23 protein-coding genes are annotated in these 24,180 nt (G+C 67.4%); 12 read left to right on the top strand and 11 right to left on the bottom strand.

The window, feature by feature from the left end; translation table 11 throughout:
• On the bottom strand, positions 1–630 hold the full coding sequence (locus DKG74_RS02590) for a TetR/AcrR family transcriptional regulator (protein ID WP_165837491.1): 630 nt from the start codon (positions 628–630) through the stop codon (positions 1–3).
• Positions 631–689: 59 nt separating this feature from the next.
• Entirely contained in the window at positions 690–1,364 is a 675-nt protein-coding gene (locus tag DKG74_RS02585; protein WP_109902263.1) for a TetR/AcrR family transcriptional regulator, read from the bottom strand.
• Positions 1,365–1,509: 145 nt separating this feature from the next.
• Here DKG74_RS02585 and DKG74_RS02580 point away from each other — a divergent pair, with 145 nt between their 5' ends.
• The 4 genes from DKG74_RS02580 (at position 1,510) to trmFO (ending at position 6,940) form a co-directional block, all read left to right on the top strand.
• Positions 1,510–1,848 carry a DUF2946 family protein gene (locus DKG74_RS02580; RefSeq protein WP_109902261.1) on the top strand — a complete coding sequence of 113 codons (339 nt, stop codon included), beginning with the start codon at positions 1,510–1,512 and terminating at the stop codon, positions 1,846–1,848.
• Between the two features lie 53 nt (positions 1,849–1,901).
• Entirely contained in the window at positions 1,902–4,019 is a 2,118-nt protein-coding gene (locus DKG74_RS02575) for a TonB-dependent receptor (RefSeq protein ID WP_133251475.1), read from the top strand.
• A 111-nt stretch (positions 4,020–4,130) separates the two neighbouring features.
• On the top strand, positions 4,131–5,558 hold the full coding sequence (locus tag DKG74_RS02570; protein ID WP_109902257.1) for an amidase: 1,428 nt from the start codon (positions 4,131–4,133) through the stop codon (positions 5,556–5,558).
• Positions 5,559–5,593: 35 nt separating this feature from the next.
• On the top strand, positions 5,594–6,940 hold the full coding sequence (gene trmFO, locus DKG74_RS02565) for a methylenetetrahydrofolate--tRNA-(uracil(54)-C(5))-methyltransferase (FADH(2)-oxidizing) TrmFO (RefSeq protein ID WP_109902255.1): 1,347 nt from the start codon (positions 5,594–5,596) through the stop codon (positions 6,938–6,940).
• Between the two features lie 103 nt (positions 6,941–7,043).
• Here the strand turns inward: trmFO and DKG74_RS22540 are convergent, their stop codons facing one another.
• Positions 7,044–7,163 (bottom strand): GIY-YIG nuclease family protein, encoded by a 120-nt coding sequence (locus tag DKG74_RS22540; RefSeq protein ID WP_481111766.1) that lies wholly within the window; start codon positions 7,161–7,163, stop codon positions 7,044–7,046.
• A gap of 39 nt (positions 7,164–7,202) precedes the next feature.
• Positions 7,203–7,313, bottom strand: coding sequence for a GIY-YIG nuclease family protein (locus DKG74_RS22475; RefSeq protein WP_243403998.1), 111 nt, complete (start codon positions 7,311–7,313; stop codon positions 7,203–7,205).
• Positions 7,314–7,567: 254 nt separating this feature from the next.
• On the opposite strand from DKG74_RS22475, the gene DKG74_RS02555 reads away from it, so the two are divergent.
• Positions 7,568–8,461 carry a metal-dependent hydrolase gene (locus DKG74_RS02555; RefSeq protein WP_109902253.1) on the top strand — a complete coding sequence of 298 codons (894 nt, stop codon included), beginning with the start codon at positions 7,568–7,570 and terminating at the stop codon, positions 8,459–8,461.
• 21 nt (positions 8,462–8,482) lie between these two features.
• Positions 8,483–9,004 carry a styrene oxide isomerase gene (locus DKG74_RS02550; RefSeq protein WP_109902251.1) on the top strand — a complete coding sequence of 174 codons (522 nt, stop codon included), beginning with the start codon at positions 8,483–8,485 and terminating at the stop codon, positions 9,002–9,004.
• 56 nt (positions 9,005–9,060) lie between these two features.
• On the opposite strand, the gene eno is transcribed toward DKG74_RS02550, so the two are convergent.
• From eno to DKG74_RS02520, 6 genes are all read right to left on the bottom strand, one after another.
• A complete protein-coding gene (gene eno, locus DKG74_RS02545) occupies positions 9,061–10,335 on the bottom strand; it encodes a phosphopyruvate hydratase (protein WP_109902249.1) in 1,275 nt (424 codons plus the stop codon).
• Between the two features lie 17 nt (positions 10,336–10,352).
• Positions 10,353–11,201: a 3-deoxy-8-phosphooctulonate synthase gene (kdsA, locus tag DKG74_RS02540; RefSeq protein WP_109902247.1), complete on the bottom strand. Its 849-nt coding sequence runs from the start codon at positions 11,199–11,201 to the stop codon at positions 10,353–10,355.
• A gap of 18 nt (positions 11,202–11,219) precedes the next feature.
• Entirely contained in the window at positions 11,220–12,845 is a 1,626-nt protein-coding gene (locus DKG74_RS02535; protein WP_109902245.1) for a CTP synthase, read from the bottom strand.
• 66 nt (positions 12,846–12,911) lie between these two features.
• Complete coding sequence (secG, locus tag DKG74_RS02530) at positions 12,912–13,295, bottom strand: preprotein translocase subunit SecG (protein ID WP_109902243.1); 384 nt, start codon at positions 13,293–13,295, stop codon at positions 12,912–12,914.
• Between the two features lie 133 nt (positions 13,296–13,428).
• Entirely contained in the window at positions 13,429–14,181 is a 753-nt protein-coding gene (tpiA, locus tag DKG74_RS02525) for a triose-phosphate isomerase (protein WP_109902241.1), read from the bottom strand.
• 69 nt (positions 14,182–14,250) lie between these two features.
• Positions 14,251–15,258 (bottom strand): NAD-dependent epimerase/dehydratase family protein, encoded by a 1,008-nt coding sequence (locus tag DKG74_RS02520; RefSeq protein WP_109902239.1) that lies wholly within the window; start codon positions 15,256–15,258, stop codon positions 14,251–14,253.
• A gap of 119 nt (positions 15,259–15,377) precedes the next feature.
• On the opposite strand from DKG74_RS02520, the gene DKG74_RS02515 reads away from it, so the two are divergent.
• Complete coding sequence (locus DKG74_RS02515; RefSeq protein WP_109902237.1) at positions 15,378–17,282, top strand: peptidylprolyl isomerase; 1,905 nt, start codon at positions 15,378–15,380, stop codon at positions 17,280–17,282.
• Positions 17,279–18,793 carry an anthranilate synthase component I gene (gene trpE, locus DKG74_RS02510; RefSeq protein ID WP_109902235.1) on the top strand — a complete coding sequence of 505 codons (1,515 nt, stop codon included), beginning with the start codon at positions 17,279–17,281 and terminating at the stop codon, positions 18,791–18,793. The genes DKG74_RS02515 and trpE overlap by 4 nt, the downstream gene beginning before the upstream one ends.
• Here the strand turns inward: trpE and DKG74_RS02505 are convergent.
• Positions 18,741–19,913: a divergent polysaccharide deacetylase family protein gene (locus DKG74_RS02505; protein ID WP_165837490.1), complete on the bottom strand. Its 1,173-nt coding sequence runs from the start codon at positions 19,911–19,913 to the stop codon at positions 18,741–18,743. The two genes, trpE and DKG74_RS02505, sit on opposite strands and share 53 nt — an antisense overlap.
• Here DKG74_RS02505 and DKG74_RS02500 point away from each other — a divergent pair.
• From DKG74_RS02500 to DKG74_RS02485, 4 genes are read left to right on the top strand one after another with little or no spacing between them, the layout of a single operon-like run.
• A complete protein-coding gene (locus DKG74_RS02500; RefSeq protein WP_341475838.1) occupies positions 19,810–21,708 on the top strand; it encodes a bifunctional anthranilate synthase component II/anthranilate phosphoribosyltransferase in 1,899 nt (632 codons plus the stop codon). The genes DKG74_RS02505 and DKG74_RS02500 overlap by 104 nt on opposite strands.
• Positions 21,705–22,505, top strand: a complete 801-nt coding sequence (gene trpC, locus DKG74_RS02495) for an indole-3-glycerol phosphate synthase TrpC (RefSeq protein WP_109902229.1) — start codon at positions 21,705–21,707, stop codon at positions 22,503–22,505. The genes DKG74_RS02500 and trpC overlap by 4 nt, the downstream gene beginning before the upstream one ends.
• Positions 22,502–22,978 carry a cyclic pyranopterin monophosphate synthase MoaC gene (moaC, locus tag DKG74_RS02490; protein ID WP_109902227.1) on the top strand — a complete coding sequence of 159 codons (477 nt, stop codon included), beginning with the start codon at positions 22,502–22,504 and terminating at the stop codon, positions 22,976–22,978. Before trpC ends, moaC begins: the two co-directional genes overlap by 4 nt.
• On the top strand, positions 22,975–24,174 hold the full coding sequence (locus tag DKG74_RS02485; protein ID WP_109902225.1) for a molybdopterin molybdotransferase MoeA: 1,200 nt from the start codon (positions 22,975–22,977) through the stop codon (positions 24,172–24,174). The genes moaC and DKG74_RS02485 overlap by 4 nt, the downstream gene beginning before the upstream one ends.
• Positions 24,175–24,180 lie beyond the last annotated feature (6 nt).

Genomic DNA, 24,180 nt, shown 5'->3' with positions numbered 1-24,180 from the left:
TCACTTTCCGGAAATGTCGGTGGCGGATGGCGGCGATATCGGCAGATCGCCCCGGGCCGTGGCGTCAAGCAGACAGCGGATGGCCCAGCTGACTGTCTCGCCCGAGGCGCGTCCGTCGAGGCCCCAATGGTCGCGCAGGGTCGCCCAGGCCGTTGCGCTGTAAAGCAACTGGACGATGGCGCGCAGACGATTGGCTGCTTCGGGCGGCAGGCCTTCGGTTCGGGCGGCAAGAATGTCGCGATAGGCATCCTGCCGTTCGGCGTTCACCCGCAGGCGGAATTTTCGCCCGGCTTCGGAAAACACCAGGGCGGCCATCATGCCGGCCCGTTCGTCGAAACGGGCATAGACCTCGGGCGGCAGGCGCAGCAATTCGGCTTCGCTGGTCGGAAAGCCGGCGATGCCCGCCTGCCCGTTCACCCAGCGCCAGAAGGCTTCCAGCAACTCGCCCTTGGTCGGGAAGTGGCGGTAAACCGTCCGCTCCTGCACGCCGGCCTTGGCCGCGATGGCGGCATAGGACAGGGCATCCAGTCCCTCCGCCTCGACGAGGAGGCCGGTGGCTTCGAGGATGGCATCCCGCGTCGCCGCCTGCTGGCGGCGGCGGAGCGGGGAGTCATAGGTTTTCGTCGGCACATTCATGTCAGTATAAATGACATGAATGTGCCGATACTGTCAACAACCCGTCGGCGCCCTCAGGTTCCGGTGGCGAGGTCGCGCAGGTAGAGCGCGACGAGATGCTTGAACTCGCCGATCATGGCCTGACCGATGCTCGCATCCTCGAGGCTGACGGAGCGGACCAACCCTTCCGACATATGGACCATGGTTTCGGCCGCCAGCATCAGCCGCTCGCTGGACAGATGCGGAAACAGCGGCTTAAGCGCGCCGACGATGATCACCGCCGAACGTCGGGCGGCCGCATGGTTCAGCTTCTGCAGGTCGCGGTCGGCGAGCAGGCCGAACCAGACGTCGCGAAAGGCGGGATCGGCCAGCGTGACCTGGATCGACTGGTCGATGGCCAGCCAGAGTTTCTGCCGGGCATCCTCGATCGTCCGGATGTTGCGCAGGGTCGTTTCCATCAGCCGGCAGTTCTTTTCCATGTAGCGCTCGGCCAGCGCCCGCAGGATCGCCCCCCGGTCGGCGAAGAACTGATAGATCGAGCCGATGGGCACTTCGGCCGCGCTGGCGATCTCGCTCATCTTCAGGGCGTCGACGCCCTTTTCACGGATCAATCCCTCGGCCGCCGACAGGATGGTCTCGACCCTTTTTCGCCCGCGCGCCTGCACCGGGCGTCGGCGCGGCGCCCCCGCGTCCGGCAGGGTCTCGGCATCTTTCGTCGCGGATGCCGTCGTGCTTCTCGTTCGTGCCATGATGTGCCTGCCTCGTGCCTGCGCGCTTCTGTCTCATTGAGACGGCCGGGCGCAGGGCCTACTCCCCCTTTTAGCAAGAAGGGCGGGCGACGTGCAGGTTGTTGAGGGCATCGGGGGCAGATTCAGGCGCCAGCGACTGGCGTTCATGGCCCTGTTCGCCCTGCTGCTGCAGGTTTTCGCGCCCTTGTCGCCCATGCCGGCGATGCGAATCACCACGGCCGAGAGCCTGGTGCTGGCGCTGTCGGACCTGTGCCGCCCGGGCGAGGCCCCGTCCGACAAGGGCGACAATGGCTCCGGCCATGGCCTGCCGTGCCAGATCTGCCTGACCCTTGCCGTCACCGGCCATTTCCTCGCGCCGTCGGTCCCGCCCCTCGTCCTGCCCGCCGTGACGGGCGTTGCGGCCTGGCAGACGTCCCCGCTCGAGGCGCGAGTCTTCGCTCATGCCGTCGGTGTCCAGCCGCGCGGACCGCCAAACCTGATCTGACCCCAGCCACCGGCCGCAAGGCCCCTGCCTGTCCAGATCCGGAATTGGAAATCATGACTCACGCCCTGTCCTGCGGCTGCGCCGCGGCGGCGCTGCTTGCCGCGCTGTCTCCCCTGCCCGCCCTCGCCGAAGAGGCGACCGCCCTGCCCACGGTCACCGTGACCGCCTCGCCCGAGCCCTTCGCCACCGGCCTTGGCGCCGAGGATCTCGCCGACACGGCGACCGCCCGTCCCGATGCCGCCAGTCTCCTGCTGAAGTTGCCGGGCATTTCGCTCGCGACCGGCGGCGCCATCTCCAGCCTGCCGGCGATCCACGGCCTCGCCGACGACCGGGTGCGCGTGACGGTCGACGGCATGACCGTGACCTCGGCCTGCCCCAATCACATGAACCCGCCCCTGTCCTATATCGACCCCGGCCGCGTCGGCAGCATCGACGTCTATGCCGGCCTGTCCCCGGTCAGCCTCGGCGGTGACAGTATCGGCGGAAGCATCGTCGTCGAGCCGCTCGCGCCCCGTTTCGCGGCCGAGGCGGAACAGGTGCTGACCGCTGCCCGCCTGACCACCGCCTATCGCAGCAATGGCGACGGATTGTCGGTCTCGGGCGATACCACGGTGGCGACGTCCGATTTCAGCATGGCCTATGCCGGCTCGTGGTCGCGCACCCTCGACTACGAGGGGGGCGGCAACAACCGCACCGTCTATGCGACGGAATCCGAGAATTACGATCACAATCTGACCCTGGCGCTGCGCCGGGGCGGCGATCAGCTCACCCTGCGGGGCGGCCTGCAATACACGCCCTACGAGGCCTTCCCGAACCAGCGCATGGATCTGACCGATAACGAGAGCCAGTACCTGAACGGCCGTTACGAAGGCACCTTCGCCTGGGGCAACGTCGATGCCCGCGCCTACTGGCGCCATGTCGAGCACGAAATGGACATGCTCGAGGACAAGGGCGGCGCCATGCCCATGAACACGCGGGCGACCGACCTTGGCTACAACCTGACCGCCGAAGTGCCGGTGGGTGAGGCCGACACGCTGAAATTCGGCACCGAACTGCATGACCTTACCCTGGACGACTGGTGGCCGCCGGTCGCGGGTTCCATGATGATGGGGCCGGACACCTACGAGAATATCAACGGCGGCAGCCGCACCCGCATCGGTAGTTTCATCGAATGGAATGCCCGCTGGACTTCGGCATGGAGCAGCCAGATCGGCCTGCGCAACGATATCGTCCTGATGGATACGGGCGAGGTCCGGCCCTATGCCTGGACCGGCATGATGCAGGCCGCCGACATCGCCGCCGCCAAGGCCTTCAACGCCCGTGACCGTTCGCGCACCGATGTCAATTTCGACCTGACCGCCGTCGCCTCCTACGAGGCCGGCCCGGGCGCGACCTACAGCTTTGGCTATGCCCGCAAGACCCGCTCCCCCAGTCTGTACGAGCGCTATTCCTGGGGCGAGGGCAACATGGCGGCGGCCATGAACAACTGGTTCGGCGATGCCAATGGCTATATCGGCAATATCGACCTCGACCCCGAGGTCGCCCATACGCTCTCGGCCACCGGCGACTGGCAGGGCGGCGGTGTCTGGCGCCTCAAGGTCACGCCCTATGTCTCTTACGTCGAGGATTTCATCGACGCGGACGATACCGGCCGGCGTTTCGGGCCGGGCAACCAGTTCGTCATCCTGAAGTTCGCCAATCACGATGCCCTGCTCTATGGCGTCGATGTCTCGGGCAGCCTCGCCCTCGCGCGGGGGGCGTCCTTCGGCGACCTCGACCTCTCCGCGGCGGCGGGCTTCGTCCGGGGCGAGAACCGCGACACGGACGACGATCTCTATCGCATCGCCCCGCTCCATGTCCGCCTTGGCCTCGAACACCGGCTGGACGACTGGAGCAACGGCATCGAACTCGTCGCCTCGGCCACCAAGACCGATGTGAACGATGTCCGCCGCGAACAGGAAACCTCGGGCTACGCCCTCGTCAACCTGAAGACCGCCTATCAGTGGCCGGGTGTCCGGCTCGACGCCGGGATCGACAATCTCTTCGACCAGCGCTGGTACGATCCGCTGGCCGGCGTCGATTTCGCCACTTTCAAGCGCGAGGGCGGCACCATCGGCGCGCTCGAAGGCGAAGGCCGTTCCTTCAACATCGGCCTGACCTTCACCTATTGATGCCTGTCCGCTGACACCTTGGGGGCCGTCGTGAAATTGTCTCACGACGGCCCTTGCCTTCCCGCTCAGAAACATGACACTCCGTCACAATCATAACGGGGAGGGACGGAAATGCAGGTCTCCGAATATCTGGCGCAGGACGGCATCGGCCTCGGCCAGCTGGTCAACAAGGGCGAGGTCAAGCCGACCGAATTGCTCGAAATTGCCATCGGCCTCATCGAAAAGCACAACCCGGCCCTGAACGGCGTGGTGCAGAAGGCCTATGACATGGCCCGCAAGGCCGCCGGGGACGGCCTGCCCAAGGGCCCCTTCGCCGGCGTGCCCTTCCTGCTCAAGGACATCAACGCGCTCTGCGTCGGCCTTTCCACCCGTCAGGCCTCGCGCCTGTTCGCCGATGTCGCGGACGATCACGACAGCGAACTGACCACCCGCTACAAGAAGGCGGGCTTCAACATCCTGGCCAAGACCAACGCACCCGAATTCGGCATCCTGCCGACGACGGAATCGCTGTTCTACGGCCCCGCCCGCAACCCCTGGAACACGGATCATTCCACCGGCGGCTCGTCCGGCGGCTCCGCCGCCATGGTCGCTTCGGGCTGCGTCCCCCTCGCCCATGCCAATGACGGCGGCGGCTCGATCCGCATTCCCGCCTCGGCCTGCGGTCTCGTCGGCTTGAAGCCGACGCGGGCGCGCAACCCGCTCGGCCCGGACCTCGGCGATGCCCTCGGCGGCCTTGTCTGCGACCATGTGGTCAGCCGCTCGATGCGTGACACCGCTTATGCGCTCGACGCCACGGCGGGGCCCGATATCGGCGATCCCTATTGGGCGCCGCCGCCGGCCCGGCCCTTCGCCGAGGCGCTGGAAGGCGTGAAGCGGCCCTTGCGCATCGCCGTCGCCAGGACCGACTTCATGGGCAATCCGCTGCACCCGGAATGCGTCGCCGCCATCGACAAGACGGCGAAGACCCTCGAGGGCATGGGCCATCACCTCGACGAGGGGATGCCCGCCGCGCCCGCCGACATGGTCACCCATGCCTTCATGACCCTGTGGACCGCCGGCATGGCCGCGCTTGCCCAGGGCGCCGCGCTGATGGGCGGCAAGATGGCGGGACCGGACACGCTGGAGCCCATGACCCTCGCCCTCGTCGAAGCGGCCAGCAAGACCACGGCCGCCGACTATGTCATCGCCCAGGTCATGCTGCAGCGGATCAGCCGTTTCATCGCCCAGTTCTTCGAGGGTATCGACGTCCTGCTGACCACCACCCTGACCCGGCCGCCGGAGAAGATCGGCTTCTTCGACGTGACCTCGCCCGATTACGTCGGCACCCTGACCAAGGCGGGCGACTATGTGAACACGCCGGTGTTCAACTTCACCGGCCAGCCGGCGATCAGCCTGCCCCTGCACCAGAGCGCGGATGGCCTGCCGGTCGGCGTGCAGATCGTCGGCCGCTTCGGCGCCGAGGACACGCTGATCGGCCTCGGCGCCGATCTCGAACGCGCCTTGCCCTGGGCCGGTCGCAAGCCGCCCATCTGGGGCTGACGGGAGGCCCGGACAAGGCTATAGGAAGGGGCATCATGACCGATAGATTGCCCCTTCCCGTTCACGTCGTCGGCGGCGGCCTCGCCGGCAGCGAAGCCGCCTGGCAGATCGTCAGCCGCGGCGTCCCCGTCATCCTGCACGAGATGCGCCCGGTAAAGCCGACCGACGCCCATGCGACCGACGGCTTCGCCGAGCTTGTCTGCTCCAATTCCTTCCGCTCGGACGATCCGGTCTCGAACGCGGTCGGCCTCCTGCATGAGGAGATGCGCCGCGCCGGCAGCCTGATCCTGCGCGCCGCCGATGCCCACAAGGTGCCGGCGGGCGGCGCCCTCGCCGTCGACCGCGAAGGCTTCTCGGCCGCCGTCACCGCCGCCCTGACCGCCTCCCCCCTCGTCACTGTCCTGCGCGAGGAAGTGCCCGAGCTGCCGCCCGCCGACTGGGGCAACACGATCCTTGCCACCGGGCCGCTGACCTCGCCCGCGCTCGCCGAGGCGATCCGCGCCTTCACCGGCGAAGAATCCCTGTCCTTCTTCGACGCGATCGCCCCCATCGTGCACAAGGATTCGATCGACATGTCGCGCGCCTGGTATCAGTCGCGTTACGACAAGGGCGACGGCGCCGATTACATCAACTGCGCCATGGACCGCGAGCAGTATTACGCCTTCATCGAGGCGCTGCTGGCGGGCGAGAAGACCGATTTCAAGGAATGGGAAAAGAACACGCCCTATTTCGAGGGCTGCCTGCCGATCGAAGTGATGGCGGAACGCGGGCCGGACACCCTGTCCTTCGGTCCGATGAAGCCGGTCGGCCTGACCGATCCGCATAACAACCGGCGCCCCTTCGCCGTCGTTCAGCTGCGCCAGGACAATGCCCTCGGTACGCTCTACAACATGGTCGGTTTCCAGACCAAGCTGAAGCACGGCGAACAGACCCGCATCTTCCGCAGCATTCCCGGTCTCGAGAATGCCTCTTTCGCCCGGCTCGGCGGCTTGCACCGCAACACCTTCATCAACAGCCCGCGCCTGCTCGACGGCAACTTGCGTCTGAAGGCACGGCCGGACCTGCGCTTCGCCGGCCAGGTCACCGGGGTTGAAGGCTATGTCGAAAGCGCGGCCATGGGCCTGATCGCCGGCCGCTTCGCCGCGGCGCAGGCGCTCGGCGAATTGCCCGCCCCGCCCCCGCCGACCACGGCGCTGGGCGCCCTGCTGAACCATGTCACCGGCGGCGCGGACGAAAAGACCTTCCAGCCGATGAACGTCAACTTCGGCCTGTTCCCGCCCATGGAAACCCGGACGAAGAAGGGCGACCGCAAGGCCGCCATGTCCGCCCGGGCGCTGAGCGACCTCGCCGCCTGGCTGGGCGTGGTGCCAGCGGCGGCCTAGCGGCCAGCACACCTCGTCACAAGGCTCCGGCCTGCGCCGGATCGACGACGATAAACATAAGGCGTCATCCCGGCGAAGGCCGGGATGACGCGCCGGACAAGGCTCATTTCAGGATATCGGGCCACAGATCGCGCCAATCCGGATTTTCTGTCTCGATCAGGCGGATTTTCCAGGCGCGACGCCACGATTTAAGGCGCTTCTCACGCTCGATCGCCAGCTGCATGGTCTCGTGGCGCTCAAACCAGACCAGCTTGTCGACGTTTTAGGTACTGGTGAAGCCGGGAGCCGCATGGGTGCGGTGCTCATGGATGCGGCGAACCAGATCATTCGTCGTGCCGACATAAAGCACACCGTCCTTGCGCGTCGCGAGCATATAGACCCTGCCGGCCCATCAGCGCCCCCTCGTCACAAGGCTCCGGCCTGCGCCGGAGCGACGACTTTAAATGAAAGCGTCATCCCGGCGAAGGCCGGGATCTCGCGCCGGAAAAGGCGCCCGGAGGCCATTGTCCGGCCCGCCACCCGCATGGGGGGCTGCCCCAGTCTTTTCATAACCGTGATTATTCGCAGGGTGGCGGGCGTCTAAGGCGCCGTGACAAAGAAAAACAATCAGGGAGGAGAGGTCGAGCCATGACCGCACGAGCCGCCGGACAGCGCGAGGCGACGACGCCTCACGGCATCATCGTCCGCAAGATACCCTTCGCCTTCGACGAAGGGATCGAGCCGATCTGGAACCCGGCACAGCCGGAATGGAGCCATATGGTCAACGGGGCATCCCTGACCATGCCCTATCTCGAGCCTTTCCTGATCCGCACCATGCGCGAGGCCATGGCCCTCGTCGACGATCCGGGCCTGAAGGAAGACGCGCGCGGCTTCATCGGTCAGGAAGGCCAGCACTTCCAGAACCATCGCCGCTACAACGAGATGCTCAAGGCCCGGGGCTATGCCGATCTGGCCGCGGTCGAGGACGAGATGGAGGCCGACTACATACGCTTCCAGAAGAAGTCCCTGCGCTGGCGTCTCGCCTATTCCGCCGGCTTCGAGACCATGACCGTCGGCTTGACCGAATGGCTGATCGGCAACCGGCGCGCCTTCTTCGCCGATGCCGATCCTTCGGTGACCTCGCTCGTCCTGTGGCACATGGTCGAGGAGACCGAGCACAAGACGGCGGCCTTCGATCTTTATCAGGCCGTCTTCGGCGACTATTGGCCCCGCGTCTGGGGCGTGTTCTGCGGCAGCCTTCATGTCATCAAATACAGCCGCAAGGCCTATATCCTGATGCTGGAGAGGGACGGCCGCTGGCGCAATCCGCGCAGCCGGCTGCGAGTCTGGCGCCGGGCGGCGGACATGCTGTGGAATGTCGGCAAGGTGCTCGTCGGCTCCATGCTGCCGGGCCATCACCCCAGCCGCGTCACCGATCCGGACTGGGTCCGGCAATGGGCCGATGCCTATGCCGGCCTGCCCGAGAACCACATTCCGCTGCTCGACACGCGCGACCCGGAAATCCCCGCGCGCTTCGCCTGAACAATGACAAGGAGAAAAGAATTGGCGACGTCACCAGAGCTTTCGAGGCTGCAAAGGGTTCTGATCGGACATGGCGCGCTGCTGCTGTTCACGGCGGGTGTCATCGGCTTCGGCTTTCTGTTCTTCCTGATGGGCAAGATCGCCCTGTGGCCGATCCCCGGCGAGATCGACTACAAGATGCCCGGCACCTATGACGCCTGGCGCATGGCCCATATGGAAGGCATCGCCAACGGCCTCCTGCTGTGGCTGACGGCGGTGGTGCTGCCGCTGCTGCCCTTCGCCTTCAAGGCCCGCAAGCGCATCGCCTATGGCATGATCGTGATCGCCTGGACCATCGTCATTGCCTCGGCCATCGACCCGCTGTTCCCCAACAGCCGGGGCCTGCAGTTCGGCGGCCCGATGACCAACCAGATCGCCTTCTTCCTGTTCTATGTCGGCGTGCTCGGCGCCATGATCGTGCCCGCCCTCATCGCCTATCGCTGCCTGCGGCCCGCGAAAGACGAGGCGGCCGCATTGGAGACGGCGCGCGAGCGCGTGGCGTAAAGCACAAAAAAGCCCGCCCCGGTCGACCGGGGCGGGCTGCTTTCGGATCGGGAGGCTTAGGCCTTCAGGATCGACCGGCCGGCGTAGCGGGCGATGTTGCCCAGCTCTTCCTCGATGCGGATCAGCTGGTTGTATTTCGCCGTGCGGTCCGAACGGGCGAGCGAGCCGGTCTTGATCTGGCCGCAGTTGGTGGCGACGGCGAGGTCGGCGATGGTCGAATCCTCGGTCTCGCCCGAGCGGTGCGACATCACCGCCTTGTAGCCGGCGCGATGCGCCATATCGACCGCTTCCAGCGTCTCGGACAGGGTGCCGATCTGGTTCACCTTGACGAGGATCGCATTGGCGGTGCCCGCCTTGATGCCGTCCGCGAGGCGCTTCGGGTTGGTGACGAAGAGATCGTCGCCGACGAGCTGGACCTTCTTGCCGATGGTCTCGGTCAGCAGATTCCAGCCGGCCCAGTCGTCCTCGGCCATGCCGTCCTCGATCGAGACGATGGGATAGGCTTCGACGAGGCCCTTCCAGTAATCGACCAGGGCGGCCGATTCCAGCACCTTGCCCTCGCCTTCGAGGTGGTATTTGCCGCCCTTGAAGAATTCGGTCGAGGCGGCGTCGAGCGCCAGGGTAACGTCCACGCCCGGCTTGTAACCGGCCTTCTCGATCGCCTTCATGATGAAGTCGAGGGCGGCGACGGTGCCGTTCAGGTTGGGGGCGAAGCCGCCCTCGTCGCCGACGTTGGTCGAGAAACCAGCGGTCTTCAGCTCGGCCTTCAGGCGGTGGAAGATTTCGGCGCCCATACGCACGGCGTCGGCCACGGTCTCGGCGGCCACCGGCTGGATCATGAATTCCTGGATGTCGATCGGATTGTCGGCATGGGCGCCGCCATTGACGATGTTCATCATCGGCACCGGCAGCACGCGGGCGGTCGGGCCGCCGATATAGCGGTACAGCGGCACGCCCTGCTCTTCCGCCGCCGCCTTGGCGATCGCCATGGAAACGCCGAGGATCGCATTGGCGCCGAGGCGGGCCTTGTTCGGGGTGCCGTCCAGCTCGATCATCTGCGCGTCGAGCGACAGCTGGTCTTCCGCGTCCTGACCGGCGAGGGCATCGAAAATCTCGCCGTTCACGGCTTCGACCGCCTGCTGCACGCCCTTGCCCATGTAACGGCTGCCGCCGTCGCGCTTCTCGTTCGCCTCATGGGCGCCCGTCGAGGCGCCCGAGGGCACGGCGGCGCGGCCGAAGGCGCCGGATTCGAGCACCACGTCCACTTCGACGGTCGGGTTGCCGCGGCTGTCCAGAATCTCGCGGGCGTGGATATCGACAATGCCGGTCATCTTGATGGTCCTCGAAATCAGGCTTGCTGTTTTGCGTTATAGGCCTTGGTCAGGCGGTCCAGGTCGACGAGACCGGCCAGGATGCCCTCGATCTTGTCGAGCGGCACCATGTTGGGGCCGTCGGAAGGCGCGCTGTCCGGATTCTCGTGGGTTTCCATGAAGACGCCGGCGACGCCGACCGCGATGGCGGCCCGGGCCAGCGTCGGCACGAAGCGGCGGTCGCCGCCCGAGGTGGTGCCCTGCCCGCCCGGCTGCTGCACCGAATGGGTAGCGTCGAAGATCACCGGGTGCCCGGTCTCGGCCATGATCGGCAGCGAGCGCATGTCGGAGACCAGCGTGTTGTAGCCGAAGGAGGCGCCCCGCTCGCACAGCATCGTGTTCGGATTGCCGGTCGATTCGATCTTGGCGGCGACATTCTTCATGTCCCACGGCGCCAGGAACTGGCCCTTCTTCACGTTGACCGCCTTGCCCGTCTCGCCCGCGGCGATCAGGAGATCGGTCTGCCGGCAGAGGAAGGCCGGGATCTGCAGCACGTCGACCACTTCCGCGACCGGCGCGCATTGGTCGGGCAGATGGACGTCGGTGATCACGGGAAGGCCGAAGCTTTCCTTCACCTCGGCGAAGATCGACAGCGCGGTATCGAGGCCGATGCCACGGTTCGACTTGACCGAAGTGCGGTTGGCCTTGTCGAAGCTCGACTTGTAGATCAGCCCGATGCCGAGGCGACCGGTGATCTCCTTCAGCGCCGCCGCCATCTCGAGGGCGTGCTCGCGCCCTTCCATGGCGCAGGGCCCGGCGATCAGGGTGAAAGGCAGATCGTTGCCGATGGTGAGGTTGCCAACGGCAACATGGCGCGGCGCGGTCATCTGCCTTCTCCTGAGTTGTCAGACCAGACGGGACTGGTCGAGTGCGGCCTTGATGAAGCTGGCGAACAGCGGATGCGGATCGAAGGGCTTCGATTTCAGCTCGGGATGGAACTGCACGCCGACGAACCAGGGATGATCCGGGATCTCGACGATCTCGGGCAACTGGCCATTGGGCGACAGGCCCGAGAACAGCAGTCCGTGCTGTTCGAGCTTCGGCACGTAGTTGATGTTCACTTCGTAGCGGTGACGGTGGCGCTCGCTGATCTGCGTCGTGCCGTAAATCTCCGCCGCGTGCGAGCCGGGCTTCAGCACCGCGTCATAGGCGCCGAGGCGCATGGTGCCGCCGAGGTCGCCCTCCGCCGTGCGGGTTTCCTTCTCGTTGCCGCGCACCCATTCGGTCATCAGGCCGACCACCGCCTCGTCGCAGGGACCGAATTCGGTCGACGAGGCATGGCTGAAGCCGGCGAGATTGCGCGCCGCCTCGATCACCGCGATCTGCATCCCGAAGCAGATGCCGAAATAGGGCACCTTGTGATTGCGGGCGAAATTGGCCGCCGCGATCTTGCCCTCGACCCCGCGATAGCCGAAGCCGCCGGGCACCAGGATACCGTCCACCTCCTCGAGATGGGCGACCGCGTCTTCCTTCTCGAAGGTCTCGGACTCGATCCACTCGAGATTGACCTTCACGTTGTTGGCGATGCCCCCGTGATAGAGGGCTTCGGCCAGCGACTTGTAGGCGTCCTTGAGCCCCGTGTATTTGCCGACGATGGCGATGGTCACCTCGCCCTCGGGCTGGGTCCAGCGGCGGTGAATTTCCTGCCAGCGGGCCAGCGACGGCGCCGGCGCGGTCAGGCCGAAGGCGTCGAGGATGCGGTCGTCGAACTTCTCGGCGTGATAGGAGATTGGCACTTCGTAGATCGAACCGACGTCGAGCGCCTGGATGACGTTCTCGGGCCGGACGTTGCAGAACAGCGCGATCTTCCTGCGCTCGCTCTCCGGCACTTCCCGGTCGCAGCGGCACAGGATGATGTTCGGCTGAATGCCGATCGAGCGCAGCTCCTTCACCGAATGCTGGGTCGGCTTGGTCTTCAGCTCGCCCGCGGACGGGATGTAGGGCACCAGGGTCAGGTGCACATAGACCGCGTGCTGCGGCGGCAGATCGTTGCCGAGCTGACGGATCGCCTCAAGGAACGGCAGGCTCTCGATGTCGCCGACCGTGCCGCCAACCTCGACCAGGACGAAATCCGTGTCGTCCGTGTCGGCGAGGACGAATTCCTTGATCGCGTCGGTGACATGGGGAATCACCTGGACGGTGCCGCCCAGATAATCGCCGCGCCGCTCCTTGGTCAGGATGGTCTGATAGATGCGCCCGGTGGTCACATTGTCGGACCGCCGGGAGGGAACGCCGGTGAAGCGCTCATAATGGCCGAGATCGAGGTCGGTTTCCGCCCCGTCGTCGGTCACATAGACCTCGCCATGCTGATAGGGGCTCATGGTCCCCGGATCGACATTGAGGTAGGGGTCGAGTTTCCTCAAGCGAACGGAAAAACCCCTGGACTGCAGCAGGGCACCGAGTGCCGCCGAGGCCAGACCTTTGCCGAGCGAGGAAACCACGCCGCCGGTGATGAAGATGAACCGCGCCATGGGCGTACAGCATACCAAATGGCGCCGTCGCTACTCAACGACGGCGCGTTGCACCAAGGGTTTCCGTCAGTTAGCCGGGGCCGGGGGAACGGCGTCCGGGGTCGCTGCGGGTGCGGGGGCCGAATCGCCCGCCGCCGGGGCCGGCGCGGCAGGCGCCGCCGGCACGTCGCTGGGCACCAGGGTCGGTGCCTGCTGCTGCTGGATCTGATCGACGATCGAAGAGCCGCTGCTGTGACCCGACGCCATCAGGCTGAGGCCGAGCGAGGTCAGCATGAAGAGGCCAGCCAGGATCGCCGTCGCCCGCGTCAGGAAGTTGGCCGCGCCCCGGGCCGACATGAAGCCGCCGCCGCTGCCGCCGATGCCGAGCGCGCCGCCCTCGGACTTCTGGACGAGAACGACGCCGATCAGGGCGACGGCCAAAATGAGGTGCAGGACAAGCAGATAGGCCATGTCGGTTCCGATAGGATGAAGGTCGGACGGCAAAGCGCCCGTCGTTGAGCCGGTCTCTTACACGTTTGCGACGGTCAATGCCAGTTCCGCGGCGCCGCGCTCCCCTGCGCGGCGCTCATGGCGTGACCGGCGATCAGCGCGCCGCGTCGATGATCGGCAGGAAATCGCCGGCTTTCAGGCTGGCGCCGCCCACCAGCGCGCCATCGACATCCGCCAGTTTCAGGATGACATCGGCATTCGACGGCTTCACCGAGCCGCCGTAGAGCAGGCGGATGCCGCCCGCGACCGCGGCGCCAAGGCGGGCGGCCAGTGCCTTCCGCATGAAACCATGGACCTCGACGATTTCCTCGTTGGTCGGGGTGCGGCCGGTGCCGATGGCCCAGACCGGCTCGTAGGCGACGACCGTGTTGGCGGCGGTCGCCGCATCCGGCACCGAGCCCGAGAGCTGACGGCCGATGACGTCGAGGGTGCGGCCGTCGTCCCGCTCCGCCTCGGTCTCGCCGACGCAGATGATGGCGATCAGCCCGGCGCGCCAGGCCGCCTGCGCCTTGGCATGAACCGTCGCATCGCTTTCGGCGTGATCGGTGCGGCGCTCGCTATGGCCGACGATGACGCAGGTCGCGCCGATATCCTTCAGGCTCTCGGCCGAAATGTCGCCGGTATGGGCGCCGCTCGCCTTGGCATGGCAATCCTGCCCGCCGATCTTCAGGACCGAGCCGGCAACCTGCGCGACCGCGGGCGCGACCAGCGTGGCGGGCGGACAGATCGCGACGTCGATGGCGTCGGCAACCGCGCCCGCCTTGCCGGCGATGGCTTCAAGCTCGGTCAGCGAGGCGATCAGCCCGTTCATCTTCCAGTTGCCGGCAACGAAGGGACGACGGGCCATGGCGATATTCCTGCGCGAGAGTTTCGGGACCGCGTCCCTCTAGCAAAGTGTGGCGGATTGGAAAAGCCGTTACTGGTTGCCCCTGTACCGGCGATACCAGGAAACGAAGGCCGCGACGCCTTCCGCGACCGGGGTCGCGGGCTTGTAGCCGGTCAGGGCGAGCAGCAGATCGGCGGCGGCGAACGTGTCGGTGACGTCGCCCTTCTGCATCGGCAGCATGTTGCGAATGGCCGGTTTGCCCACCGCCGTCTCGATCGCCTCGACGAAATCCATCAGCGGCACCGGCTGGCCGCCACCGACGTTGACGACCCGGAACGGCGCCACCGGACTGAGGGAATCGTCGTCGCTGACCACGGTCCCGTCGGCGGGCGGGATGCAGGGCACGAGGCGGACCATGGCCTCGACCAGATCGCCGACATAAGTGAAGTCGCGCGACATGCGGCCTTCACCGTAAATGTCGATGGGACGGTCGTTCAGAATGCCGTCGACGAATTTGAACAGCGCCATGTCCGGCCGGCCCCAGGGGCCGTAGACGGTGAAGAAGCGCAGGGCCGTCGTCGGGATCTGCCACAGATGGGCATAGGAATGCGCCATCAGCTCCGTCGCCTTCTTGGTCGCGGCGTAGAGCGTCAGCGGATGATCGGTCAGATGGGTCTCGCGGAACGGCATCTCGCGGTTGCCGCCATAGGCGGAACTGGTCGAGGCCATGATGAAATGGCGCGGCTTCAGCTCGCGCGCCGCTTCCATCACGTTGAAGGTGCCGACCAGGTTGCTGTCGACATAGGCCCGCGGGTTCTCGAGGCTGTAGCGCACCCCCGCCTGGGCGGCGAAATGGAAGATCACGTCTGGCGCGGCTTCGCGGGCATAGTCGAGCAGGCGCCCGCCCTCCTCCAGCATCATCGTCTCGAAGCGATAGCGGGGCGATTCGGCGAGGACCGCGTTCCGCGCTTCCTTCAGGCGCAGGTCGTAATAGGGCGTCATGCCGTCGAGGCCGAAGACGTCGTGCCCATCGGCCAGCAGACGCTGGGCCAGATGGAAGCCGATGAAGCCCGCCGTACCCGTGATCAGAAAGCGCATGACCGATTCCCCGCCCGAAGCTGCGACAGGCAGCCGCCAAAACTTGCGACCGTCAAGCCCCGCCCCTATCATGCGCCGCCCGCAGGTCAGGCGGGCCGCCTGAAGGAACACGGTTTATCATGCTCCAGTCCCTACGAAAGGGCGCGTCGACCTGGGTCGTCCGCGTCTTCCTCGGCATTCTCATGGTCAGTTTCGGCATCGGCATCTGGCAGGGCAACAGCCTGTTCCAGAGCGGGCGGGACACGACCGTGGCCGAAGTGGGCGAGACGGAGATCCCCGCCCAGGCGTTCCAGATCGCCTTCGACCGCGAAGTGCGCCAGCTGCAGAGCCAGTTCGGCGGCAGCTTCACCCGGGATCAGGCGCTGGCCTTCAATGTCCAGGGCGCCGTGCTCTCCCAGCTGCTCTCGGACGCGACCGTATCGGAAGCCGCGCGCCAGTTCGACCTGCGCGCGCCGAAAAGCCTGATCGCCCGGGAAATCGCCGCGATCCCGGCGTTCCAGGATATTTCCGGCAAGTTCGACGCCAGCCGATTCGCCCAGGTGCTGTATCAGGCCGGCATGAACGAGGCGATGCTGACCGATCAGGTCGGGCGCGAAATGCTGCGCGCCCAGCTGTTCGGTCCCGCCATTGGCGGATCCCGCACCCCGACAGCGGTCGCCGAGACCCTGTACCGCTATCGCAACGAGCGCCGTTCCATCGACTATTTCGCAGTGACGCCGAAGGCGGCGGGTGAAATCCCGGCGCCCGACGCGGCGGCGGCCGAAGCCTATTATCAGGCCAATCCCGCCCGCTTCACCGCGCCCGAATATCGGGGCGTCACCATCCTGTCGATCGAGCCGGCCGATGTCGCCAAGACGATGGAGCCGACCGAACAGGCGATCGCCGAGGCCTATGAGGAACGCCTCGCCGAATTCGGCACCGAGGAAACCCGCGAAGTCGCCCAGATCGTGCTGCCGACCAAGGAGGAGGCCGATGCCGCCCTCGCCCGGCTAACGAAGGGCGACGTCTTCGCCACCGTCGCCAAGGAGGCTGCCGGCAGCGAGGAAGCTGATACCAAGCTCGGCACCCTGAAGAAGGCCGACCTGCCCGCCCCGCTCGGCGACGCGGTCTTCGCCGCCGCCGACGGCGCCTATGGCGGCCCGGTCGAGACGCCGCTGGGCTGGCATGTCTTCTGGATCGAGAAGGTCAATGCCGGCAAGGTCACCCCCCTCGCCGACGTGCACGACAAGCTGCGCGACGCCCTCGCCCTCGAAGAGGCGATGGGGCAGGTCGCGGGCATCAGCAAATCGCTGCAGGATGCCCTCGCCGGTGGCGCTACCCTCGAGGAAGCGGGCCAGAGCCTGAACCTGCCAGTGATCAAGATCGCCGCCATGGACGCGAAAGGCCTCGATCCGGAAGGCAAGCCAGTGACCTTGCCGGCCGCGGACGGCCTGATGCAGAACCTGTTCCAGGCCGAGACCGGGCGAGACGGCGAGATCATGGACACGGCCGCCGGCGGCTATCTGGTCGCCCGCGTCGACGCGGTGACGCCCGCCGCGCTCAAGGCGCTCGATGCGGTGAAGGCCGAGGTGATTGCCGGCTGGCAGGCCGACGAGCGCAAGAAGCGCCAGCAGGCGCTGGCGGAGAAGCTGGCGGCGGACATCGACAGTGGCAAGCCGGTCGAGGCCCTGGCGGCCAGCGTCGGCACGACGATCGGCACCGTCGGTCCCGGCCTTCGCGCCAACGATCCCATCTTCAACGCCCTGCCGCCCGATCTGGTGAAAAGCCTGTTCGGCAAGGAACAGGGCAAGGCGGCGACCGCAGCGGCCATCAATGGCGAGGACATCGTCGTCGGCGCCGTTCGCGCCATCGAGACGGCGGACCCCGCGGCCGACGCCGATGGCGTGAAGGCCGTCGCCGACAAGCTGAAGCCCGATTTCGCTGGCGATCTTGCCGCCGTCTTCGAATCCGACCTGCGGCGGCGCTATGGCGTCTCCGTCCACGAAACCGTTTTCAACAGCCTGCTCGGCCAGACCACGCCATGACGATCCAGCCCGATTTCGACACCTTCCGCGACGCTTACGAACAGGGCAAGCCGCAGGTCGTCTGGACGACGCTGGTCGCCGACCTGGAAACGCCGGTCTCGGCCATGCTGAAGCTGACGGACGGGGAGCCCTACCGCTTCCTGTTCGAATCGGTCGAGGGCGGCGCCACCCGCGCCCGCTACTCGATCATCGGCCTGAAGCCCGACATCATCTGGCGCGCCCGGGGGAATCAGGCGGAAATCAACCGTATCGCCCGCGCCGACCGCCACAAGTTCCGGCCCTGCCCGGGCGACACGCTGTCGTCGCTGCGTGCCCTGATCGCCGAATCGCGCATCGACCTGCCGCACGAGCTGCCGCCCATGGCGTCCGGCCTCTACGGCTATTTCGGTTACGAGATGGTGCGCCTGGTCGAGACCAAGGTGCCGTCGGCCAATCCCGACAATCTCGGCATTCCCGACGCGCTGTTCATCCGGCCGTCGATCATGGCGATCTTCGATTCGGTGAAGGATGTCGTCACCGTCGTCTCGCCTGCGTGGGTCGAATCCGGGGTCGACGCCCGCGCCGCCTATAATCGCGCGGCCGAGCGTATCGCCGACACGGTTGCCGATTTCGAGCGCGACCTGCCGGTGACCCGTAGCGACGCAGGCGTTCAGCACAAGATCACCCAGCCGCAGTCGAACATGAGCCGGGGCGACTATCACGCGATGGTGGCCAAGGCGAAGGAATATATCGCGGCTGGCGACATCTTCCAGGTGGTGCCCAGCCAGCGTTTCCGCCTGCCCTTCGCGCTGCCGCCCATCGCGCTCTATCGCTCGCTGCGCCGGCTGAATCCGTCGCCCTTCATGTTCTATCTCGACCTTGACGGCTTCTCCATCGTCGGCTCCAGCCCGGAAATCCTCGTCCGCCTGCGCGACGGCCGGGTGACGATCCGCCCCATCGCCGGTACCCGGCCGCGCGGCATCACCGAAGACCAGGACATCGCCCTCGAGAAGGATCTGCTGAACGATCCGAAGGAGCTGGCCGAGCACCTGATGCTGCTCGACCTCGGGCGCAACGACGTCGGGCGCGTCGCCAAGGTCGGCACCGTCAAGGTCACCCAGCGCAACGTGATCGAGCGGTACAGCCATGTGATGCACATCGTCTCGAACGTCGAAGGCGAGATCGACCCGCGCCATGACGCGGTCGACGCCCTGCTGGCCGGTTTCCCGGCGGGCACGGTCTCGGGCGCGCCCAAGGTCCGGGCGATGGAGATCATCGACGAGCTGGAGCCGGAGAAGCGCAATCTCTATGCCGGCGGTGTCGGCTATTTCTCGGCCAATGGCTCGATGGATACCTGCATCGCGCTGCGCACCGCGGTCGTGAAGGATGGCACGCTGGTGGTTCAGGCCGGGGGCGGCGTCGTCCTCGACAGCGATCCGGAAGCCGAATATCAGGAAAGCTGCAACAAGGCGCGGGCGGTCATCCGCGCGGCCGAGGAGGCAATTCGCTTCGCTTCCCGGGACCGGCAGTAGTCCCCGCGGCGGCCCCGGCCGCCGCCGCCGTCGGCAGGTCGAGGCCGGAGCGCCGGGCGATCACGGTCGAGACCGGCACGAAGACGATCCCGCGGGCCTGGGCCTGCGGGATGAACCGCGCGAGGGCCTCGATGGTTGCCTCATGCGGGTGGCCGATGGCGATGGCGGTGCCCTTGTCCCGCGCCCGCCGCTCGGCCAGGACCAGCTGCGCCTCGATGGCGTTGGCGCCGATCTCATTGTCCAGGAAGACATCGCGGGAGGCCGTGGGCAGGCCCGCTTCCTTGGCCTTTTCCTCGCCGACGCTGCCGGCCGCGGTGCGCGAATCGAGGAACAACAGGCCCCTCGCCTTCAGCTCGGCCATGACGACCGCCATGCCCGCGGCATCGGCCGAAAAGCGGCTGCCCATGTGATTGTTGATGCCAACGAACCCGTCGTGCCGGTCGAGCTGCCAGCGCAGCCTTGCCCGGATTTCCGCCGGTGACAGGCCAAGCGTCAGCGCCTTCGGCCCCGGATCGGCATTGCCCTCCGGCTGCATCGGGACATGGACCAGCAGCTCATGGCCGCCCGCCCGCGCCTTGCGGGCGAAATCGGCCATGTTGTCGGCATAGCCCATGATCGAGAAGGTGACCCCGGCATCGAGCGCCAGCAGGCTGTCCAGCTCGCGCTTGGTCACGCCGACATCGTCGATGACGATGGCGATCACCGGCTTCTTGCCCAGTTGGGCCGGCGGCGCCATGGCGAAGCGCTGCCAGGCCGGGCGGCTGTCATAGGCCTGTTCCTCGGCCGCGACCGGCGGCGGCGGCGGCACGGCGGCGATATCGGCCGGCCGCTCCACCGGGCGGGCGGTCACCCTGGGCGCGCTGTCGACGGCATCGGTCGGCGACGACGGACGAACCGGGGCAACGGGCGCCGGATCGCGGGCGGCGATCGGCTGGATCGAGGGCATCCGCTCGTCCATCGCGCGCATCAGCAGGAAACCGACCGCGACGGCGACGACGACGGCCCAGCCGCCGACGATGGCCCGGCGCACGGCACGATTGCCGAGCACGCCGCCCCGGCGCCGGCCGCTGCCTTTCCGCCGGCCTGCCGGCCGCTTTGTCTTGCCCTTGCTGCTCGCCATTGCCTTCGATTCGCTGAAGATCAGCATTGATAGGGCCACGATTGGCGCCGGTCGACAATGCCGTGGGGCCGCCAGACGCTTGCGGCCCTTGACGGGGACGACGGCAGGCGGTTGGATCGCCCTTCCCGCCGCGATGGTTGCGGCGGCCGTACAATGCTGGACAGGCCCGATGATTGCGCTGATCGACAACTACGACAGCTTTACCTACAACCTCTACCACTTTCTGGGCGAGCTGGGGGCGAAGGTCGAGGTCTGGCGCAACGACGCGATCACCGTCGACGAGCTGGAGGCCCAGAAGCCCCGCGCCATCGTGCTCTCGCCCGGGCCCTGCGATCCGGACCGGGCCGGCATCTGCCTCGACGTCGTGCGTCGCCTCGGCCACAAGATCCCGATTCTCGGCGTCTGCCTCGGCCATCAGACCATCGGCCAGGCCTATGGCGGCACGGTCGAGCGCGCGCCCCTGCCCCTGCACGGCAAGATCAGCGCCATCCACCACCGAAACAAGTCGGTGTTCCAGGGCCTGCCCACACCCTTCAGGGCGACTCGCTATCACAGCCTGATCGTCGCCCGGGAGAACATGCCGGAAGACCTCGACGTGACGGCCGAGACCGAGGACGGCCTCGCCATGGGCATCGCCCACCGGGTCCACCCGGTGCATGGCGTGCAGTTCCACCCGGAAAGCATCGCCAGCGAGCACGGCATGGTGCTGCTGGAGAATTTCCTCGGCCTCGCCAATGCCCTGCCCGGCAATCAGCGCAAGATGCGGGCGCCCACGACGACCGCCTTCAAGTCGATCCTCGGCGAGGTCGCGGGGGGCCAGCCGCTGTCGCGCCAGAAGGCCCGCGATGCCTTCGACCTGATGATGTCGGGCGATGCCAGCAACGCCCAGATCGGCGCCTTCCTGATGGCGCTGCGCATCCGGGGCGAGACGGTGGACGAACTCGCGGCGGGCGTCGAGACCATGCGCGCCAAGATGCTGAAGGTCGAGGCGCCGGCCGGCGCCATCGACGTCTGCGGCACCGGCGGCGACGGCGCCGGCACCTGGAACATCTCGAGCGCGACCAGCTTCGTCCTCGCCGGGCTCGGCGTGCCGGTCGCCAAGCACGGCAACCGCGCCCTCTCCTCCCGCTCCGGCTCGGCCGAGGTGCTGGCGGGGCTGGGCGTGAAGCTCGACCTGTCGCCCGCGCAGATTTCGCGCTGCATCTCGAAGGCCGGCATCGGCTTCATGTTCGCGCCCAATCACCACAGCGCCATGCGCTTCGTCGGCCCGGTCCGGACCGAACTCGGCACCCGCACGCTGTTCAACCTGCTTGGCCCCCTGTCCAACCCCGCCGGGGTGAAGCGCCAGCTGCTCGGCGTGTTCTCGCCCGCCTGGGTGCGGCCGATCGCCGAAGTGCTGAAGGTCGTCGGCACCGAGAAGGCCTGGGTCGTCCACGGCAGCGACGGTCTCGACGAAATCACCACGACGGGGCCGACCCATGTCGCCGAACTCGGCACCGACGGCACGATCCGCGAATTCGAGATCACGCCCGAGGCCGCCGGCCTGCCCCGGGTCGATGCATCGGAACTGAAGGGCGGCGATCCGCAGGCGAATACTTTCGCCATGCGGGCGCTGTTCGATGGCGTGAAGAATGCCTATCGCGATGTCGTCTGCCTGAATGCCGCCGCCGGCCTGATGGTCGCCGACAAGGCTTCGAGCCTGAAGGAAGGCGTCGCGCTGGCGCAAGGCTGCATCGACGACGGACGGGCGAAGAAGGCGGTCGAAACCCTGGTGAAGGTCTCGAACAAGCCATGAGCGACACTCTCGCCCGCATCTGCGCCTACAAGCGCGAGGAAGTGGCGGCCGCGAAGGCCAAGTCCAGCCTCGCCGAGCTGGAAGCCCGCGCCCGCGCGGCCAGCGCGCCCCGGGGCTTCGCCCGCGCCCTGACCGCGGCCCATCAGGACAAGCGTTTCGCCCTCATCGCCGAGGTGAAGAAGGCGAGTCCGTCCAAGGGCCTGATCCGCGCCGATTTCGATCCGGCAACGCTCGCCCGCGCTTACGAGGCCGGTGGCGCCGCCTGCCTGTCGGTACTGACCGACACGCCGTCCTTCCAGGGCCAGCACGAATATCTGACGCAGGCGCGGGAGGCGGTATCGCTGCCCGCGTTGCGCAAGGATTTCATGGTCGACCTCTGGCAGGTGCCGGAGGCAAGGGCGCTGGGCGCCGACTGCATCCTCGTCATCATGGCCGCGCTCGACGATGGTCTGGCCCGCGAGCTGGTCGATGCCGCCCATGGCTGGGGCATGGACAGCCTGATCGAGGTGCATGACGCCGAGGAACTGGAGCGGGCGCTGAAACTGCCGTCCCGTCTGATCGGCATCAACAACCGCAATCTCAAGACCCTGAAGGTCGATCTCGCCACCGCCGAGACGCTGGCCCCGCGCGTGCCGCGCGACCGCATCTGCGTCGGCGAAAGCGGTCTGGAGAGTCATGCCGACCTGCAGCGCCTCGCCGCCGTCGGGGTGAAGACGTTCCTCGTCGGCGAATCCCTGATGCGCCAGCAGGATGTGACCGCCGCCACCCGCCGCCTGCTCGGCACCGAGGCGGCGTGAGCGCGCTTTCCCATATCGACGAAAACGGCCGGGCCGCCATGGTCGACGTCTCGGCCAAGGGGGAGACGGCGCGCAGCGCGACCGCCCGCGGCCTCGTCACCATGAAGCCCGAAGTCCTCGCCCTTGTCGCCGCCGGCGGCCTGCCCAAGGGCGACGTGCTGGCGACGGCGCGGATCGCCGGCATCATGGCGGCGAAACGGGTCGACACGCTGATCCCGCTCTGCCACGGCCTGCCCATCTCCTTCGTCGGCATCGACTTCGCGCTGGACGCCGGGGCCGGCACCGTCACGATCACCGCGACGGCGAAGACGACGGCGAAGACAGGGGTCGAGATGGAAGCCCTGACCGCCGCCAGCATCGCCGCCCTGACCATCTACGACATGGCCAAGGCCGCCGATAAGGGCATCGTCATTTCCGACCTTCGCCTGCTCGCCAAATCGGGCGGCAAATCCGGGGACTGGACCGCGCCATGATCCCGGTCGAGGACGCCCTCGCCCGCATCACGGCGGCGCTTTCGCCCCTGCCGGCGGAAATCGTTCCGCTTTCGGGCGCGCTCGGCCGGGTGCTGGCAGCGCCGGTCGCCGCCCGCCGCACCCAGCCGCCGGTGCCGGTTTCCGCCATGGACGGCTGGGCCGTGCGGGCCGAGGACGTGACGGAAACGCCCGTCGCCCTCGACATCGTCGGCGAGGCGCCGGCCGGTCTCGGCTTCAAGGGCAGGGTCGATGTCGGCGAGGCTGTCCGCATCTTCACCGGCGCGCCCATCCCCGAGGGGGCCGACGCCGTCGTCATCCAGGAAAACTCGACCGTCTGCGACCGAAGGGTGACCCTGACCGCGAAGACCTGGCCCGGCCAGTTCATTCGCCCCCTCGGCCTCGACTTCTCGGCCGGCGAGGAATTGCTGCCCGCCGGGCGGACGCTGTCCTTCCGCGATGTCGCCCTGCTGGCCGCGGCCGATGTTCCCGATGTCGCCGTCGTGCGGCGGCCGCGCGTCGCCGTGCTCGCCACCGGCGACGAACTGGTGCCGCCAGGCGCCCACCGCGGCCCGGCCCAGATCGTCGATGCCGCGCGCCCTGCCCTCGTCGCCTTCATCCGCGAGAAGGGCGGCATCGCCCTCGACCTTGGCATCGCCCGGGACCGGGAGGACGATATCCTCGAGAAGGCATCGGGCGCCGTCGACGCCGACCTGCTGGTCACGCTGGGCGGAGCTTCGGTCGGCGACCGCGATCTCGTCGCCCGCGTCCTCGCCGGGGGCGGCGCCGATCTCGACTTCTGGAAGATCGCGATGCGCCCGGGCAAGCCGCTGATGTTCGGCCGCTTCGGCGCGACGCCCCTGCTCGGCCTGCCGGGCAATCCGGTGTCCGCCCTCGTCTGCGCCCTCCTCTTCCTCGGTCCGGCCATCGACCGCCTGTCGGGCCGGCCAAGCCTGCAGGCGTCCTGCATCCCGATGCGCCTCGCCACCCCGATCGGGGCAAACGATCGCCGCCAGGACTACATCCGTGCGACGGTCGAGCCGGGCGCCGATGGCATTCCCGTCGCCCGGCCGGCCCCGGTGCAGGATTCCTCGCAGCTGCGCACCTTCGCGGGCGCGCAGGCCCTGATCGTCCGTCCGCCCCTGGCACCCGCCGTCGAGGCGGGGGGCATCGTCGATGCCCTTCCGCTCGACCTGTAACGAAGG

The organism is Zavarzinia aquatilis, from assembly GCF_003173035.1.
GTDB classification, from domain to species: Bacteria; Pseudomonadota; Alphaproteobacteria; order Zavarziniales; family Zavarziniaceae; genus Zavarzinia; species Zavarzinia aquatilis.
The sequence above is the reverse complement of the archived record's forward strand: the minus strand, read 5'-3'. Positions and strand labels throughout refer to the sequence as shown.